The sequence below is a fragment of the Cellulomonas algicola genome, from assembly GCF_003851725.1.
GTDB lineage: Bacteria > Actinomycetota > Actinomycetes > Actinomycetales > Cellulomonadaceae > Cellulomonas > Cellulomonas algicola.
This window is the reverse complement of sequence record NZ_BHYL01000304.1, coordinates 1-16,558: the sequence shown is the minus strand read 5'-3', so window position 1 is coordinate 16,558 and position 16,558 is coordinate 1. Positions and strand designations below refer to the sequence as shown.

Genomic DNA, 16,558 nt, shown 5'->3' with positions numbered 1-16,558 from the left:
ACCAGCGGGTCGTGCAGGCCTGCCTCAACGTCTCGCGCTGCACCGGCATCACCGTCTGGGGCGTGCGCGACACCGACTCCTGGCGCTCGGGCGGCACACCGCTGCTGTTCGACGGGTCCGGCAACAAGAAGGCCGCCTACACCGCGGTCCTCGACACGCTGAACTCGGCCACGCCGAGCCCGACGCCGACGCAGACGCAGACGCCGACGCCCACGCAGACACCCACGCAGACGCCGACACCCACCCCGACGTCGAACCCCGGCACCGGCTGCTCGGTCAGCTACACCGCCAACTCGTGGAGCACCGGCTTCACCGCCAGCGTCAAGATCACCAACCTCGGCTCGGCGGTCAACGGCTGGACCCTCACGTGGGCGTTCCCCGGCAACCAGACGATCACTCAGGCGTGGAGCACGACCGCCACGCAGAGCGGCAACCAGGTCACGGCCAAGAACGTCGGCTACAACCCGCAGATCCCCGCAGGCGGCACGGTCGAGTTCGGGTTCAACGGCGCGTACAGCGGCAGCAACCCGTCGCCGACGAGCTTCAGCCTGAACGGGACCGCGTGCGACGGGGGCGTCGCCCCCACCCCGACGCCGACCCCCACGCCGACCACCAGCCCCACGCCGACCCCGACCCCGACGCCGACCAGCACCCCGACGTGCTCGCTGCCGTCGACCTACCGGTGGACCTCCTCCGGTCCCCTCGCCCAGCCGCGGTCCGGCTGGACGTCGCTCAAGGACTTCACGAACGTCGTCCACAACGGCCAGCACCTCGTCTACGCGACGAAGGTCGAGAACGGCAGCTACGGCTCGATGGCGTTCAGCCCGTTCACGAACTGGTCGGACATGGCCTCCGCGAGCCAGAACGCGCTCCCGTCGGGCACGGTCGCTCCCACGCTGTTCTACTTCGCGCCCAAGAACATCTGGGTGCTCGCGTACCAGTGGGGTCAGTGGCCGTTCATCTACCGGACCTCGACGGACCCGACGAACGTGAACTCGTGGTCGTCGCCGCAGCCGCTGTTCACGGGGAGCATCTCCAACTCCGGGACCGGTCCGATCGACCAGACGCTCATCGCCGACGGGCAGAACATGTACCTGTTCTTCGCCGGCGACAACGGGAACATCTACCGGGCGAGCATGCCGATCGGGAACTTCCCGGGCAGCTTCGGCTCGAACTACACGACGATCATGAGCGACACCCAGGCCAACCTGTTCGAGGGCGTGGAGGTCTACAAGGTCGCCGGTCAGAACCAGTACCTGATGCTCGTCGAGGCGATGGGCTCGCGCGGGCGGTACTTCCGCTCGTTCACGTCGTCCAGCCTGTCGGGCACGTGGACACCGCAGGCGGCCACCGAGAGCAACCCGTTCGCGGGCAAGGCCAACAGCGGCGCGACGTGGACCAACGACATCAGCCACGGTGACCTGGTCCGGTCCAACCCCGACCAGACCAAGACGATCGACCCGTGCAACCTGCAGCTGCTCTACCAGGGTCGTGACCCCAACCAGAACCCCGACTACAACAACCTCCCCTACCGCCCGGGCCTCCTGACCCTCCAGCGGTGACAGCCGGCGTGCGGGGTCCCGCCCGGAGTCACTGACGGGCACGGAACGTCGCACCCACGACCGTGGGAGCCGACGAGGGTGGGCTCGATCCGATCGAGCCCACCCTCTCCCGTCCCTCGCTCTGCGCGCTGTCGTGCGTCTCGACAACGGCATGCACGCGGGCCCACCAGATCGGCACCGCGCCGAAGGTCAGCGATGCCCGCATCCGCGATGCTGAGTCCGTAGCCCGCCCTACTCGGCGTCCTGTGCCTCGATGAGGTCGAGGTCGCGGACGCAGAAGCGGTGGTGCTCGAAGGTCTCGTCGAGCACCGTTCCGAGGCACTGCCGCACCGAGCGGCCCCGGGCGTACGGCGGCCAGACGTCGTCGTCGGGCACCGGCGCTCGCGCTGCGAGCTGCACAGCGGTGACCTCGTCGAGCCAGGCCTCGAGCTCGGCGGCCTGGGCGTCACGCACGCTCACGATCTCGTCGAGCGACGGATCGAGCGAGAGGTCGAGCCCGTGCGCCCCACGGTAGGGCTCGACGGTCGGCCCGATGCCCATCGGCGTGAACTGCTCCGTCGAGCCCAGGCAGCAGCGGCGGAACCACGAGTCGTGGACGAAGACCAGGTGGCGCAGCGTCTGCACCGCCGACCACTCGTCGTTCACGCTGCGGCGCTCGATGCCGGGAGTGCGGCGGATTCGCTCGATCGTGGCGGCCCAGCCGGCACGGAGCTGACGCGCTGCCTCGCGCAGATCGGCCGGGTCCTCGGAGCGGATGAGCACCCGGACCGGATGACGCCGGTCGAGCTCCGCCTCGACGTACTCGGTGACGTCGACACCGTTCACCACGAGGTTGGTGACGAGCCCGTCGATCACGGCATCCTGCATGACGACGCCGATCAGGCGTGCCCCGGTCAGATCGCACTCCCGGAACTCCGCACCGCGCAGATCCTCGTCGACGTATCGCGTCATGCTCCGCACACTAGGTCCGCACACCGACATGCCAGCCACGACAGGAGCCGTGGGAGGACGAGCAGCACGAGGGCGCCGGCGACGACGTCGAGGTGTGGGTGACCCACCGTCCCGGGCAGGGGAAGCGTTCTCCTGGACTCCAGGGAGTGTCGCCAGGGGATGGAGACCAACCTCTCACGCAGGCGTGAGGCTTGATTCCTTGTGCGCCGCGCGAGCGCCGGACTTCTCGGACTCGACGATCCAGAACGGCTCGTCGTCGGAGGCCCGGAACTGCTGCCCGTCGAACGTGAAGTCGGATGTCCGACGCTCGACCGTCGTCCCCGTCGTGCGGCCCTGCGAGGTGTTCCAGTGGACCTTCTGACCCGCGCGCATCCTGCCTCCTCGGCTGGTTCACCGGCTCTACCAAGCGGTTTGTCGGGAGCCGTCTCTCGCGTGTGGTGCTCGCATTTTCAGAGTCGGCAGCATCTCGACGATCGCCGATTGCTCGGCTCCGTCGCTCGTGAGAACGGAACCTGGGCAGTTGGATGAGTTGCGAACGCCTGGTTCGGGATCCTGCGAATCCAGTCACACCCGTCACTCCCGCCACAGCGGCAAACCTGAGTATGGCGGAGGGTTCAGCCGCGAACGGGCGCGATTCCGACTTCGGCGGCGGGCCGCATCCCGATGGCCACGACAAGCTCGTCGAGCGCCGGGTCCGGTTGCCAAGCGTGGTCGAGCTGGACGAGGAAACGCACGGTATCGGGGGCGTCGCCACGCACCGCGAGTCCAGTCCAGCTCGATGCCCTCTGGATGTGCTTCCGGGCCGTCACTAGGGTCCGCAATCGATCTTCGATGGACGTGTCATTCCACGTCGCCGGCGCTGCGAGGACCGTGACGCCGAAACTCTCGTGATGGGGATCTTCGAAGCAGCGAGTCTCGTCGTGCACCGCGCCATCACGGCGTGCTTGCTTGGCTAGACGCTTCGGCGCGCCGCCGATGCCCCGACGAACGTTGGCATCTCCCCGCTGCAGATTGATCACGGCAGTGGCCCAGCCCGGCGGGCGTGCGGTCTGGAGACGTTCGAGGAGCTGACGCATTTCCCCGGGATTCCATCGCTGGGCGGGCTTGGGCGCGGGCGAAACCCGGTCGCCGACTGTGTGCAGATAGTAGGCATCGAGATCGTCGGTCCGGGACGTTACGAACAGCCGCTCTGTGGGCTGGCCGTCCTCGTCCAGGGAATCTCCCAACCAAAGCCCGTCCTGCAGGAACATCATGAACAGATCGAGCTCCTCGGAGACACCTAGGACGCCCGCCGTAACCGCCTTCTCGTGCTGATCGAGGTAAGCGAGCATCTGGGCCGGGCCCTCGACAATCTCCGTGATCACGTGAAGGTCGTGCTGGCTGATCAGCCAAGGAGGCGTCCCGTCGAACCGCACCAGCCCGGACTCTAGAAGGTCATGGATCGTGCCGGAGATAGTCGAGACGTCTTCAAGCGTCAGGGCGACCGGAAGGACCTTCGAGACGCCCTGAAGCGCGATCGGCGGTGCATCTCTTCCTCGTACCCGCAGTTCTCCGTGAGCCTGGATGGTCGCTCGGACCCGATCGGCTTGCTCGAACGTCTTGGTGACAATCCGCTCCAGATCACGTGCCATGCGCGCTCGGTCACCGGTGCGTGAGCGCGCACTCAGCGTCGTGCCCTTGGCCTCGACAGCAATCGCAACTGTGTCGCACACCAGGAGCGCATCCAGTTCCACCGCCGCGCCTGTGGACGCGATGTACTCGACGTTGCGATGCACGGCATCGGGCTGCAGGACTCTGGAGAGATCGTCCACGGCGACGTTTTCCATCCACCGAGCAGTGGCCTTCGCATACTCGGGCCGGTCCGACGCTGGCAAGCTCGCCTCGACGACCTCGCGGATCGCGGAGAGCATCAGGCCAACGTCGATGCATAGGTAGCGGCCGTCACCGATCGCGAGCACGGGCTTGAGCCGCCACGGATTGTGCCCCCCAAGGAACGTCTTCACAGCGTTCACTGGATCATGACTCGCTCCTAGAAACGGCTGTGAGAACGCCGCGATGACCGCAGCAACGCGGTCTTCTGAGGTCCCGGCGGCTGCTGCTAGCTCGGCTCCGGTGGCAGCGATCCGCTGACCTAGCCGGTCACCCACATACGCGGCGGCGAATGCTTGTGCGGCGCTGTGGAGACGCGAGCCGAGACGCGCGCGGGCTGCAGCGAGATGAGGGGCGTCACTCTCCAAGAGGGCGCCCACCTCAGCCCTGGCACGTGTGATGCGCGAATCGAGGACTGACGTGAAGCGCTCTTGAAACGCGTCAACGACGGCAAGGGCATCGTCGACCTCGAACCCGACTGCATCTCGCATCAACCGGCGGATGTCATCCTGACCGAGCTGTTCGCGAACGAGCTCTGTGTGGATATGCGGGTACTCGATGTTGCGCAGCAGCACCTCCCTCTCTCGCATCCGGAAGCGGACGTACGCGGATGGCCCCTCCGACTGCGCCCTCGCCAGCTCGCCGACCAGGGCTGCGCCAAGAACCTCCCGCACCAACGCGCTGGCGCGTCGGCAGAGATCGGCGATCTCCCCTGGCGGGTCCAGTGCCGAATCGCCGACCGCTCGATCGACAAGGTGGGATCCGTCGGCGGGCCGCGGCTCACGCGAGAGCAACGCCAGACCCGCGATCTCCACGACCGCCAGGAGACCGTCGTGCGTGCTCTCCTGATACTCCTCGCCCCAAGGCAGGTTCGACATCCGCAACCACGTCAGGGCGTCCAGTGGGTCCCAGGGGCCGAGAAGGTCGATCAAAGCATCGACCGCGTCGCGTATGTCTTCGTCTGCGAGCGAAGCCACCCTCGTGACACTTCCGTTCGCCCGCTGCCGGTAGGACTCGAGCCGACGAAGATTGTCGTCGACCCGCCCGGCGAACACGGCGCTGGGAGATGACGTGCCGGAAGATGGAGCGCGCCGGCCCGATCTCGACTTCCGGGCCCTCCGCTTTCGCTTTGGCGACACAGCGTCAGCCGTCCTCGTTGATAGCCCAGCGCACGTCTCGAGGCTAGCGCCGGGCATCCGTTTCGGGGGCCGAACCCCTTTCCGGAGGTCGCGCATCTGGTCCCGCACTTGTCGGCGATCGGGCCCCGAACGCGATCTGCGGCGTATCAATGCCCGAGGCGAGCCCAACCTCCGGGATGGCACCTCGGTACGATCCGGGCATGGCGGGCGCAGGAACGTTTGACCCACGCACGGCGCTGGCGATGGGCCTGCACTCTCAGCCCGGTGTTTACGCGCTGCTTATCGGGTCGGGCGTATCGACCGGGGCAGGCCTGCCGACGGCCTGGAAGGTTGTCGAGGCGCTGACTGCTCAGCACGCCGCCGCCGCGGGGCTCGTGTCACCTGGCGACGACTTCGACGCCGACGCATGGTGGGCGGCTGAGGGCAACGGTGAACCACTCACCTACTCGGGCTTGCTGGAGGCTCTCGCCAGCACTCCCGCTGCCCGGCGTGCGCTGCTCGCGCGGTTCTTCGAAGACGACGACGACACGCCACCGGGAGAGCTGAAGAGGCCGACCGCAGCCCACCGTGCCATCGCGGAGCTTGTACGGCGCGGGTTCGTCCGCCTGATAATCACGACAAACTTCGACCGCCTCATCGAGCACGCGTTATCCGAAGCCGGCATCAACGCCCAGGTCATCTCGTCGCCTGCCCAGCTCGCGGGGATGGAGCCGATCCAGCACACCAGGTGCACCGTGCTGAAGATTCACGGCGACTACGCGTCCATGGACCAGCTCAACACTGCAGCCGAACTGTCGACCTACCACCACGAGTTGCGATCGGTCCTGGAGCGGGTGTTCGACGAGCACGGACTGGTGATTTCGGGCTGGTCGGGCGACTCCGACGCCGGACTTGCCGAGGCGATCGACGGCACCCGCACGCGCCGTTACCCGATGTACTTTGCAGCTCGCACAACCGTCCGAGGGCGCGCTGCGGCCGTCGTAGCACGTCATCACGCGCACGTCGTCGAGGGTGTCAGCGCCGATGACTTCTTTCCCGACCTGATAGATCGAGTCGACGCCTTGCAGCGCTTGGCCGAACCACCGATCTCGCAAGCGATCGCCGTGGAACGGCTGAAGCGATACCTGCCGGACCCCGTCATGCGACTCAGGTTGCGCGACCTCGTTCTCAGCAAGGTAATCGAAGTCGAAGAGCGAATCGGCAACGTGTCCGATGAGTCGTCATCATCCCTTCTTGAGGCGCTGCGGCCCTTGATTGTGGCTAGCGAGTCGCTGCTGGTGCTGTTGGCGCACGGTGTCGCGCTCGACCGCGCTGGTGAGCACGACGACCTTTGGGTGACCGTCGTCGACCGCTTGATCGACGCGCGCCGCTCACTGCGTAGCGGGCAGTCGTACGTCGAATGGCGTGAGAACCTGCAGCACCTACCAGCGATGCTCGCCATGTACACAGGGGTTGCGGCGGCAGCGCACGTCAACAACGAGCGTCTCCTCGTCCGCCTCATGACGGAGCCACGATGGCGAGGTGAACCGTTTGGCGAAAGCTCAGACGACGTAGTCGCCGTGGAGGCGCTCAACCCGTGGCGCGTGCTTGACCATGAACGGTTGAAGGACGAGTACCGACCGTCCGAGGACAGCACCTGGCGCTGCCCATGGAGCCATCTGTTGGCGGAGACGATTCCGCCACTGCTCGGCGTGCTGAATACATCCCCGGAGCGTCAACTCAAGGCATACCAGCGCGCGGAGTACCGGGTCGCGCTCGGCTATCAGTGCTACGTGCCGTCTGCCGCCTATGGCGGCGCGCCACTTGGCGACATCACATCCGGGCACTGGGCGATGAGACAGGACGCACCATCGTTCCCATGGCGCGTCGACTGGGAGCAGCATGCCGACATGTCGCCTTGGCGGGAGGCCTTCGACACCACGGATGCGTCTTTGGCGACCGACTTCCTGGAGACCGCCGTGCACAGCCTGGACGACCGCGCCGTCGAGGCAAATCGGGCACGACGTTTCTAGCCCTCGCAACGCTGCCGGAGCCCGGCCGTCGTCGCGGGCTTGCCGGTGCCCCCGTCGCGCCGAGCGGCGTCGTGACTGCGGGTCAAGCGAGCGTGCCGTCGTGGACGAGCGATGTACCCGTCCACGACCACCGCTGGACTGTGGCTCGCTCTGGGTACGCCGAGATGGCCCCATCTGGCTTCCACCCCTGCCGGCCAGCGATGACGGCGTGCAGGATGGGCCACACCTGCACCGTAGGGTTTGGGTCAGGCACCTGGCTGGAGACGGGGAAGACCCATCGCCACTCGCGCTCGTGAGACCAGTCGGTGTAGCCGTCGCCCGCGATCGGGTCAACGCGCTGCACCAGGCCGGGACGAGTCGGGTGCTCGCCGAAGAAGTCATATCTCAGCTGATGGGCAAGCTGGGTGTCGGCGTACAGGGCGGGCCGGATGCCGGTCTCCCAAGCGATCTGGCGGTCGAATACCAGCGCCCAGGGCTCCACCCGTCCGCGTGCGTTCATCCCAATACGGAAGGACGCCTCCAGTTCGGCGGGCGATGCGTCCGAGACGCACACGACCGGGCGGTTCACGGTGCCGGTGGTAACGAAGCCGCGCAGCAGTCCGGTGACCAGGATTGCACTGAGGCGCTGCTCGGTCGTGAGCCCCCGGACGTCACGAGGGAGCGGGTCGCTGCCTCGCTGACGGCCGACGTAGTGCACCAGATGCGGAACGGGGCGTTGATCGGGGTGGAAAACCTCCGTCACGAGAGCCACCGCACGTCGCTGACCTGGCGCGTCATGACTCCGAAAGTACCCCTGGGAGGGCGGCGTAGGCGAGCGCCTGAAGTCTGTTCAGGCACTCGGACAACCGTTGCGGCATGACACACCCCGCAAGCGCTTGACTGATTGATGCGCGAAGGTGAAGTATCAACGCACCTGGGACGCGGAGACCGTGAGTTGCGCTGGAGGCTGCTGTGACGCCTATTGGACCGAGCAAGTGGGCAGTCGAGCGCTTCGGAGAGCTCGCAACGGAGTTGACGGGTCACGTCTCAGAAGCGTTGGTGACCGCCCACCACGACGCGGTCAGTGCCCACGTCGCTGGCAACATGAAGGCCAACGACACCTACGGCAACACCATGCTCGTACGGATGAATGAGGCGCTGAGCGCTCTGACTGCTCAAGTTCCAGGACTCGCGAGCCGCAAGCCGGAGGGCGTCCGCAGCCGCTTCCCGCTCCTAATCGTCGAAGACACCGCCGTGGCCATCTACCCATGGCGCTTCGGCGACGCGCCCCAAGTCCGTCATGAGGACGGTGAACTTCGCCGACCTGTGTCCAACCTCCGCGCTGCAGCGTTCTCGCTCGCCGCAGCAGCAGGCAGCGTTCAGCCGTCGTTCGAGGAAGTCGACGCCCCGATCGCGGAACTCGAGGCCCAGTGGGCGGAGGACGCGGAGATCCACGAGGAGCTCGCCAAGATGGGCTCAGTCGTCGTCGTGGGCATCAGCTCTGGACCGGACGGAATCTTCGAGTTGGGTTGGGGCGATGTGGAGCTTGTCGACCGGGACACCGGTGAGGTCCGCTGGCTTCACTGGGAGACGCTGCCCACGTCGCTCGGCGCAGCGGCAGCAGCACCGCGCACCGTGCTTCGTGACGTCGTGCAAGAGCGCCCGAAGTTCGACGCCATTCCGTTCGACGACTCACTCGACCTGTTGGCGCGCCGAGATGATGCACCGTCGAGCGAGCAGCTCGCGCCAGAGCGTGACACGGGCACGGCAGAGAGCACCGATGACTAGTAGGGACGTCGACCGGCACCTGCACGTCGTCCATTCCGCGCCCCCGTCGTCAGGCGTGTCCGCACCGACTCTCGTCGACCTTGCTCGAGTGTTCGACCCCGCCCGCCTGCTCCAGGCGCGGCGGCTTGCCGGCAGGACGAAGCGATCGGTCGCCGAAGAACTTCACGTGTCTCCGACAGCAGTCAGCCAATGGGAGTCGGGTGTCACAGCGCCGCGACCGGACCACATGGGTCGCCTCGCAGACTTCCTCGGCGTGCCAGTCGAGTTCCTGACCGCGGGCCGGCCCTATGCCCGGCTCGAGGCCGACGCCGCACACTTCCGCAGCCTGCGTTCTACACCCGCGCGGGAGCGGGACAAGGCGATCGCCTTCACCGAGCAGGTGTGGGAGTTGACATTCGCGCTGGAGAAGCGGGTGCAGTTCCCGCCAGTGAACCTGCCCGGGTTCACGGGCGGTGAGGTCCAACACACGGACTTCCCGACCGAACCTCAGGCGGCGGCTCGAGCGCTGCGGGAACGCTGGGGTCTTGGCACCGGTCCGATCCCGCAGATGGTCCGACTGATGGAGAAGCACGGCATCGTCGCAACGCTCGTCTCGTTCGCTGGCGGTGCGACGAAGAGTGTCGATGCCTTCTCCACCTCGCGACTGCCCCGTCCAGTCGTCGTGCTGACGCCTGACCGAGCCAATGACGTCTACCGGCACCGGTTCACCGCCGCACACGAGCTCGGCCACCTGCTCCTTCACGCCGATGATGCTCCCGGCGATCCTGTGCGGGAGAAGGAAGCGGACAAGTTCGCCGCGGAGTTCCTCACCCCGTCGTCATCCATCGTCCCGAGCCTCCCGCCCCGAATGGACCTGGCTGCGCTGGACGTGCTCAGTGGCGAGTGGGGCGTCTCCGTCGACTCGCTGGTGTATCGCTGCCGAGAAGTGGGCAGCATCTCTGAGTCGACTTACCGTCGAGCTTTTCAGCGCCTCAACCAGTTGCGTCAGGTTGGCTTGTTTCGACCTCAACCAGCGACCGCGCACCCGGGTGAAGTGCCCGCGTTGCTTTCCAGGGCATTCGACGTGGCCGAAGCAGACGGTTTCACGATCACGGAGCTCGCCCGCGAGATGCACTGCTCGGTGCGGCGCGTTCGAATGCTCCTTGGCTACGAAGACAGCCGCCCCGCCCTCAAGCCGATCTAGCCACTCTCGTCGGAGTCGGTTGACGGAAATCCGACCGCGAGCAGCGCGCGTCGCTCCGAGCTGATTCGGGTCAGGAGCCGCGCGCGAGCCTGGGAGTCTCGGTGCCGTGTTGACGCTGTTCCCACAAGCGCCCCCGCGGGTACGCAGTTCGACGTTGCGCTGTGGGACTCGACGGCGGGCGCGGACGTTGTAGATCGCCACCGTAGGCAACTGCAGTTTGACGTACACCCGCCCGGGCGGGCACACGAGCATGGACCGGACCTACCCGCGCTGCCCGCGCGCGTGACTGGGATGCGAGCCCGGACTGCGTCAGCGGGCCGCTACGGTATGGCCGACCTCACCGATTGCCGCAAAGGAGCGCCCAGTGCCCAAGAGCACCGGCAATGGGTCTGCTGCACGAGTAGGTGACAGCGGGTCTCAGGCGGCGAGTGCGACCTGAGGGGTGTTGATGGTCTCGTACTCGATGGGCGTGAGGCGACCGAGGCGGGCTTGGCGTCGGCGGCGGTGGTAGGTCCTCTCGATCCAGGTGATGATCGCCAGTCGTAGTTCGTCTCGGGTGGTCCAGCGGCGTCGGTTCAGGACGTTCTTCTGCAGCAGCGAGAAGAACGACTCCATGGCGGCGTTGTCGCCTGCGGAGGCGACCTGGCCCATCGATCCGACCAGGTCGTGGCGGGCCAGCTCGCGCAGGACCTTGCGGCTTCGGAACTGGCTTCCACGGTCCCCGTGAACGATGCACCCGGCCACGTCACCGGGGCGTTGCACGGCGCTGGCCAGCGCGTTCACCGCGATGTGTGAGGTCATCCGGTCGCTGATCGAATAGCCGACGATCCGGTTGGAGAACACGTCCTTGATCGCGCAGAGGTAGACCTTGCCCTCGCTCGTGGGGTGCTCGGTGATGTCCCACAGCCACAGACGGTTCGGGCCATCGGCACGGAACTGGCGCAGCACGAGGTCGTCGTGAGCGGGAGGGCCGGCCTTCTTGCCACCTCGGGGGCGTCTCTTGCCGAACACCGACCACCAGCCGTTGTCCGAGCAGATCCGCCACACCGTGCGGTCGCAGGCGACCAGACCGGCGCGGGCGGCTTCGTCGGCGAGCAGCCGGTGGCCGAACTCCGGATCGTCGCGGTGGGCGTCGAACAACGCGTCCGCGAGATACGCCTGCTCGAGCTCACGCGCACCGACGGGTGCGTCGAGCCAGCGGTAGTAGGGCTGTCTGGCGAGCTTGAGGACCCGGCACGTCACCGCCACGGGCACCCCGTCGGCGGCGAGCTCACTCACGAGCGGGTAGAGCCTTTTCCCGGCAGCTGCGCCTGCGACAGGTACGCCGCCGCCCGGCGCAGCACCTCGTTCTCCTGCTCCAGCAGCCGGATCCGCCGCTGCGCCTCGCGCAGCTCGACCGACTCCGAACGGGGCGTCCCCGGTCGGGTGTCGTCCTCGACGTCCGCGTCACGCAGCCAGTTGCGCAGACACGACTCGGCGATCCCAAAGTCGTGCGCGATCTGCTTGATCGGGGCCTCGCCACGACGGGCGACCGCCACGACGTCCCGACGGAACTCCTTCGGATAGGGCCTGGGCACGGTGCACATCCTTCCAGCGGGGACCTCGTCCCCACAGGTCAGGGTGTCACCAATCCGTGCAGCAGACCCCAAGCTTGAGCCCCGCCGACGCGTCATGGTCAGTCGCATAGACCATCACCGTTCGGATCCGCTTCGTCTTCCCGAGCGGCTCACCTCTTGTTCCGCGGCCGCCCGGTGCTGGATCGCCAGCCACGAGCCCAGCGCGCGCCACCGCCTGGTCAAGCTGATCGTGCGATGGACCCGCGCCGTCCTCGAAGAACGCTCCGAGCACGGCACCCAGCTCGATCAAGTCCACGATCGCGACCTCCGTCCCGCCACACCCAGCGAACTGCACCCGCTGACCGTTGCGCCTCGACCGCTAGCGCCGGCAACCACCCCGGCGAGATTCTCAGCGTCCCTCGCCAGCGCGCCGCCCTCGATCACCCTTCTCAGCTCAACGTGCCGTTCGCAAAGTCGACGCATCCGAGCACCGATGCTCAGGCCTGCATGTCGACGAACCGCGAGTAGTGCCCCTGGAAGGCGACCGTGATGGTGTCGGTCGGGCCGTTTCGGTGCTTGGCGACGATCAGGTCGGCCTCGCCCGCGCGCGGCGACTCCTTCTCGTAGGCGTCCTCGCGGTGCAGCAGGATCACCATGTCGGCATCCTGCTCGATGCTGTTGTGGACGGCGATGCCGTTGGCGACGAAGTTGTGGGTGCCGAGGACGGTCGCGTCGAAGACCGGCTGCTCTCCCATCGGCTCGATGGCGACGACCTCGTCCCACAGCAGGTCGTTGACGGCCATGATCTCCAGGTCCTCGCTCCCGAGAACCTCGGCGATCCGGCCGAGTCGCTGCCGCGACGGCGCGTGCTTCCACATCGTCGACCCGCAGAACTGCGTGCCCAGGGCGGCAGCGAACTCGCGGTGCGTCATGCCGTTCTCCACGAGCAGCTGCCGCACGTCGTCCCACACCTGGCGCGGCACCGTGTCGACGTTCGGGTTGCCGCTCTTCGCGCGGACGATCTCGAGCAACCGTTCCGCCTGGAGGCCGCGAGCGCCGTGCACGCCGATCTCCTGGAGGAACCGTCGCTGGTCGTCGACGCCGGAGACGTCGAGCGTGTACCCGTCCCGGTCGCCGGCCTTCGGCGTCGCCCTGCGGACGCGCGTGGAGATGCCGAAACGGAGCAGGAGCCGGGACAGGTCGTCCACCAGCCGCCGAGACGTCGACGCGTAGTAGATCCGCCCGCCCTGACCGTTCGCGTTGACCGTCACCGAGCCGTCAGTCGCCCAGATGTGCCGCAGGAAGAGCGCGATCTGCTCCTTGGGCAGGTGGAAGACCGACGTCGGGACGAACTTCTCGTGGCTGCGCGCGCCGAACAGACCGAAGTCGTCGAGCCACTCGGCGATGGGGTTCCGAATGCCACGCGCCAGGCGGTACGGGGCCGGCAGCCGCAGGGTCGTGACGCGGGCCGCCGCGTGGTCGTCTCGGACCGGCGTGATCCCGAACGCCGTCGCGGCGTCGGACACCGCCGACAGGTTCGCCTCGTCGATGGACGCGTACCGCACCGGCTGCCGCTTGACGAAGGAGCCGTCGCCGAGCAGGTGCGCGAGCATCACGACCGTGCGATCGTCCCACGCCGCCCGCTGCTCCGGGCCGGGCACGTGCCGCGGGACCCCGAGCCGCGATCCGACCTCGAGCTCGCCGAGCGGCGTCCAGCCCTCGTACGTGAGGAACGGATGGTTCGCGGTCGCGGTGACCTCCTTGCCGGAGGCGAGCCGCAGCCGGTAGACGGGCTTCACGCCGGTCGGGAAGACGTGCGTCATGTGACGACGGACGTACTGCAGCCGCTCGTCGAGCGCCCACACCGGCACGTCCTTGGCGCCGAGCGCGTAGAGCTCGCCGAGCGTCGTCTCCGCACCGGTGTCCGCGCGCAGGATCCGCGTGTCCTCCGTCAGACAGCCGGACTCGCGAAGGTCGCTCATCTGCGGCTTCTTGTCCGTGCGCTGCTCGGGACCACGGTTCAGCTGCGAGATGGCGATGACGGGGACCTCGAGCTCCTTCGCCAGCAGCTTGAGCGCTCGCGAGAACTCCGAGACCTCCTGCTGACGCGACTCGACGCGCTTGCCCGAGGTCATCAGCTGGAGGTAGTCGATGATGACGAGCTTGAGGTCGTGCCGCTGCTTGAGCCGCCGCGACTTCGCACGGATCTCCATGAGCGACATGTTGGGCGAGTCGTCGATGAACAGCGGCGCCTCGGAGATCTTGCCCATGGTCGCGGCGACCTTCGCCCAGTCGTCCTCGCCCATCTGACCCGTGCGCATCTTCTGCAGGTGCACGCGGGCCTCGGCGGACAGCAGACGCATCGTGATCTCGTTGCGGCTCATCTCGAGCGAGAACACGACGGACGTCATCCCGTGCTTGATCGACGCCGACCGCACGATGTCGATGCCGAGCGTCGAGTTGTGCGTCGGGATCATCGACCGGCTCGCGAGGTACAGGTGCGACTCGTGGTCGATCTGCACGCACCGCACGGGCACCGACTCGATCGGCTCGACGGACACGACGCGACGGCTCCGGCGGGCGACCTGCCGCGCCCTCTTGTGGGCGAGGTGCTTGTCCGCGTGCAGGAAGACGTCGTCGTCAGCCGTGAACCGAAGACCGTCGCGTCCGGCGTCGACCTGGTAGCCGAGCGAGTGGACGAGCTCGGCGACGTCACGGAGCAGCGCCTCGGGACCGGTGACGCGGATCGCCCCGTCGGGCTCGACGGCTCCGACCGCGTCCAGCACACCGGCGAGCAGGTCACGACGCTGGTGTTCCGCCGCCCGCAGGTACGGCGCCGGAATGCGGTCCGCGAGAGCAGCCGATCCGCGACCGCCGCGCCCGGCGACCCTCATCGCGACCTCGTCGTCGACCTCCCCAGAGCCGACGGCCGCAGCGACACCGACCACGTACGGGTCGGCGTCGAGGTCGACCTCCGGCCGCACGAGCGGCCGCGCGAGCTCGACCCGCACCACCGCTGCGACCTCGCTGTCGAGGGCGCGGTGGATCGCCTCGGTGGTCTGGATTCCCGTTGTGCCGTCGCTCCGCGTCTCCCACTCGTGCTGGGCGTCGGCGACGATCTCCGTGCCGTCGTCGAACGTCACCCGGTAGCAGGGGCGACCCGTCATGGCGGGCGTCGCGGCGACGACCTGCGTCGGCGTGCCGTCGGCGGCGATCAGCCAGTCGCCGACGGCGACGTCGCCCATCGTCGTCCAGCCGGTCGGGGTGGGGAGCGGCGTGTCGAGGGCCAGCGCCTTGCCGATGGCCGGGCGGGCGGCCACGACGATCATCTGGCCGGGGTGCAGGCCGTTCGTCAGGCGGTCCAGGTCGGAGAAGCCCGTCGGGACGCCGATCATGCCCTCGCCGCGATGACCCGCGGCCTCGATCTCGTCGACCGTGCCGCCGATGATCTCGCCCAGCGGCAGGTAGTCCTCCGACGCGCGCCGCTCGGTGACGGCGTAGACCTCGGCCTGCGCGTTGTTGACGATCTCGTCGACGTCGCCACCGTCGGTGCCGTAGCCGAGCTGGACGATGCGCGTGCCGGCCTCGACGAGCTTGCGGAGGATGGCGCGCTCGCGCACGATCCGCGCGTAGTAGCCGGCGTTCGCGGCGGTGGGGACGGACGCGATGAGCGTGTGCAGGTAGGGCGCGCCGCCGATGCGGCCGATGTCGCCGCGCTTGGTGAGCTCGTCGGAGACCGTGATGGCGTCGGCGGGCTCGCCGCGGCCGTAGAGGTCGAGGATCGCGTCGTAGATCGCCTCGTGCGCGGGGCGGTAGAAGTCCGTGCCCTTGATCTGCTCGATGACGTCGGCGATGGCGTCCTTCGAGATCATCATGCCGCCGAGCACGGACCGTTCGGCGTCGAGGTCCTGCGGCGGGGTGCGGTCGAAGCCGCCGTTGCCGCGACCGGAGTCCGGGGGCGCCCCGTACTCGAGCTCCTCGATCGTCACTGGCCGCCCATCCCCGTCGTCCGTTACCGTCGAACATCTGTTCTAGCAGGGGCCACCGACAACCCCGCACGCTCGCACCGCACTCGCGTCCGGTCCTGCCTCGCCCGTGAGGTTAGGACGGTCCGAGCGGGGTTCCAAACGGGCCTGTGGACAACCCTGTGAGGTCTCCTGTGGACGGCGGCGGACCCGCTTGTGCACAGTCCGTGGACAGTCCTGTGGATACGGTGGATGAAAGAGTCCTCACGGACCCCTGACCGGCCCTGACGCTGTGCACGGCATGTGGATGCGAGAAAGGTTGGACGAGATTTCATCTGACGGACATCACACGTCCGCCGTCGACCGGCAGATTCTGTCCCTCGCCGTCCCGGCGCTCGGTGCGCTCGTCGCGGAGCCGCTCTTCGTCCTCGTCGACTCCGCGGTCGTCGGCCACCTGGGGACGGCGTCCCTCGCCGGTCTCGCACTGGCGTCGACCGTGCTCGTCACGGTGGTCGGCCTGTGCGTCTTCCTCGCGTATGCCACCACGGCGGCCG

The 16,558-nt window shown here is 67.7% G+C and carries 11 protein-coding genes and 1 pseudogene; 5 read left to right on the top strand and 7 right to left on the bottom strand.

The window, feature by feature from the left end; all coding sequences use genetic code 11:
- Positions 1-1,562 (top strand): non-reducing end alpha-L-arabinofuranosidase family hydrolase (locus CTKZ_RS17135; RefSeq protein ID WP_235843534.1); only part of this gene is annotated, 1,562 nt, incomplete at its 5' end.
- A 231-nt stretch (positions 1,563-1,793) separates the two neighbouring features.
- On the opposite strand, the gene CTKZ_RS17130 is transcribed toward CTKZ_RS17135, so the two are convergent.
- From CTKZ_RS17130 to CTKZ_RS17120, 3 genes are all read right to left on the bottom strand, one after another.
- Positions 1,794-2,513, bottom strand: a complete 720-nt coding sequence (locus CTKZ_RS17130) for a DinB family protein (RefSeq protein ID WP_124344079.1) — start codon at positions 2,511-2,513, stop codon at positions 1,794-1,796.
- Positions 2,514-2,687: 174 nt separating this feature from the next.
- Positions 2,688-2,885: a hypervirulence associated TUDOR domain-containing protein gene (locus CTKZ_RS17125; protein ID WP_124344078.1), complete on the bottom strand. Its 198-nt coding sequence runs from the start codon at positions 2,883-2,885 to the stop codon at positions 2,688-2,690.
- Positions 2,886-3,127: 242 nt separating this feature from the next.
- The gene (locus tag CTKZ_RS17120; protein WP_124344077.1) at positions 3,128-5,359 is read right to left on the bottom strand and encodes a hypothetical protein; all 2,232 of its coding nucleotides are present in this window, start codon (positions 5,357-5,359) and stop codon (positions 3,128-3,130) included.
- Positions 5,360-5,721: 362 nt separating this feature from the next.
- Between CTKZ_RS17120 and CTKZ_RS17115 the strand changes: the two genes are divergently transcribed.
- The gene (locus CTKZ_RS17115) at positions 5,722-7,533 is read left to right on the top strand and encodes an SIR2 family protein (protein ID WP_160142928.1); all 1,812 of its coding nucleotides are present in this window, start codon (positions 5,722-5,724) and stop codon (positions 7,531-7,533) included.
- Between the two features lie 82 nt (positions 7,534-7,615).
- On the opposite strand, the gene CTKZ_RS17110 is transcribed toward CTKZ_RS17115, so the two are convergent.
- Entirely contained in the window at positions 7,616-8,275 is a 660-nt protein-coding gene (locus tag CTKZ_RS17110) for a hypothetical protein (protein ID WP_124344075.1), read from the bottom strand.
- A 296-nt stretch (positions 8,276-8,571) separates the two neighbouring features.
- Here CTKZ_RS17110 and CTKZ_RS17105 point away from each other — a divergent pair, with 296 nt between their 5' ends.
- Entirely contained in the window at positions 8,572-9,300 is a 729-nt protein-coding gene (locus CTKZ_RS17105) for a hypothetical protein (RefSeq protein WP_124344074.1), read from the top strand.
- Between the two features lie 88 nt (positions 9,301-9,388).
- Complete coding sequence (locus tag CTKZ_RS17100; protein WP_200829794.1) at positions 9,389-10,483, top strand: XRE family transcriptional regulator; 1,095 nt, start codon at positions 9,389-9,391, stop codon at positions 10,481-10,483.
- Between the two features lie 417 nt (positions 10,484-10,900).
- On the opposite strand, the gene CTKZ_RS17095 is transcribed toward CTKZ_RS17100, so the two are convergent.
- From CTKZ_RS17095 to CTKZ_RS17085, 3 genes are all read right to left on the bottom strand, one after another.
- Positions 10,901-12,060, bottom strand: a protein-coding gene (locus tag CTKZ_RS17095; protein ID WP_124344072.1) for an IS3 family transposase whose coding sequence is annotated in 2 segments (ribosomal slippage) — positions 10,901-11,779 and positions 11,782-12,060 — 1,158 coding nt in all. Because the reading frame shifts where the segments join, the coding sequence is not laid out codon by codon here.
- Between the two features lie 46 nt (positions 12,061-12,106).
- Positions 12,107-12,355, bottom strand: a complete 249-nt coding sequence (locus tag CTKZ_RS17090) for a hypothetical protein (protein WP_124344071.1) — start codon at positions 12,353-12,355, stop codon at positions 12,107-12,109.
- A gap of 181 nt (positions 12,356-12,536) precedes the next feature.
- The gene (locus CTKZ_RS17085; protein ID WP_124344070.1) at positions 12,537-16,028 is read right to left on the bottom strand and encodes a replicative DNA helicase; all 3,492 of its coding nucleotides are present in this window, start codon (positions 16,026-16,028) and stop codon (positions 12,537-12,539) included.
- 277 nt (positions 16,029-16,305) lie between these two features.
- Between CTKZ_RS17085 and CTKZ_RS17080 the strand changes: the two are divergent.
- Positions 16,306-16,558: pseudogene (locus CTKZ_RS17080) on the top strand (MATE family efflux transporter); the annotation flags it as partial.

Coding starts and splice junctions, on each gene's coding strand:
- CTKZ_RS17130 (WP_124344079.1), bottom strand. CDS start 2,513: ATGACGCGATACGTCGACGAGGATCTGCGCGGTGCGGAGTTCCGGGAG.
- CTKZ_RS17125 (WP_124344078.1), bottom strand. CDS start 2,885: ATGCGCGCGGGTCAGAAGGTCCACTGGAACACCTCGCAGGGCCGCACG.
- CTKZ_RS17115 (WP_160142928.1), top strand. CDS start 5,722: ATGGCGGGCGCAGGAACGTTTGACCCACGCACGGCGCTGGCGATGGGC.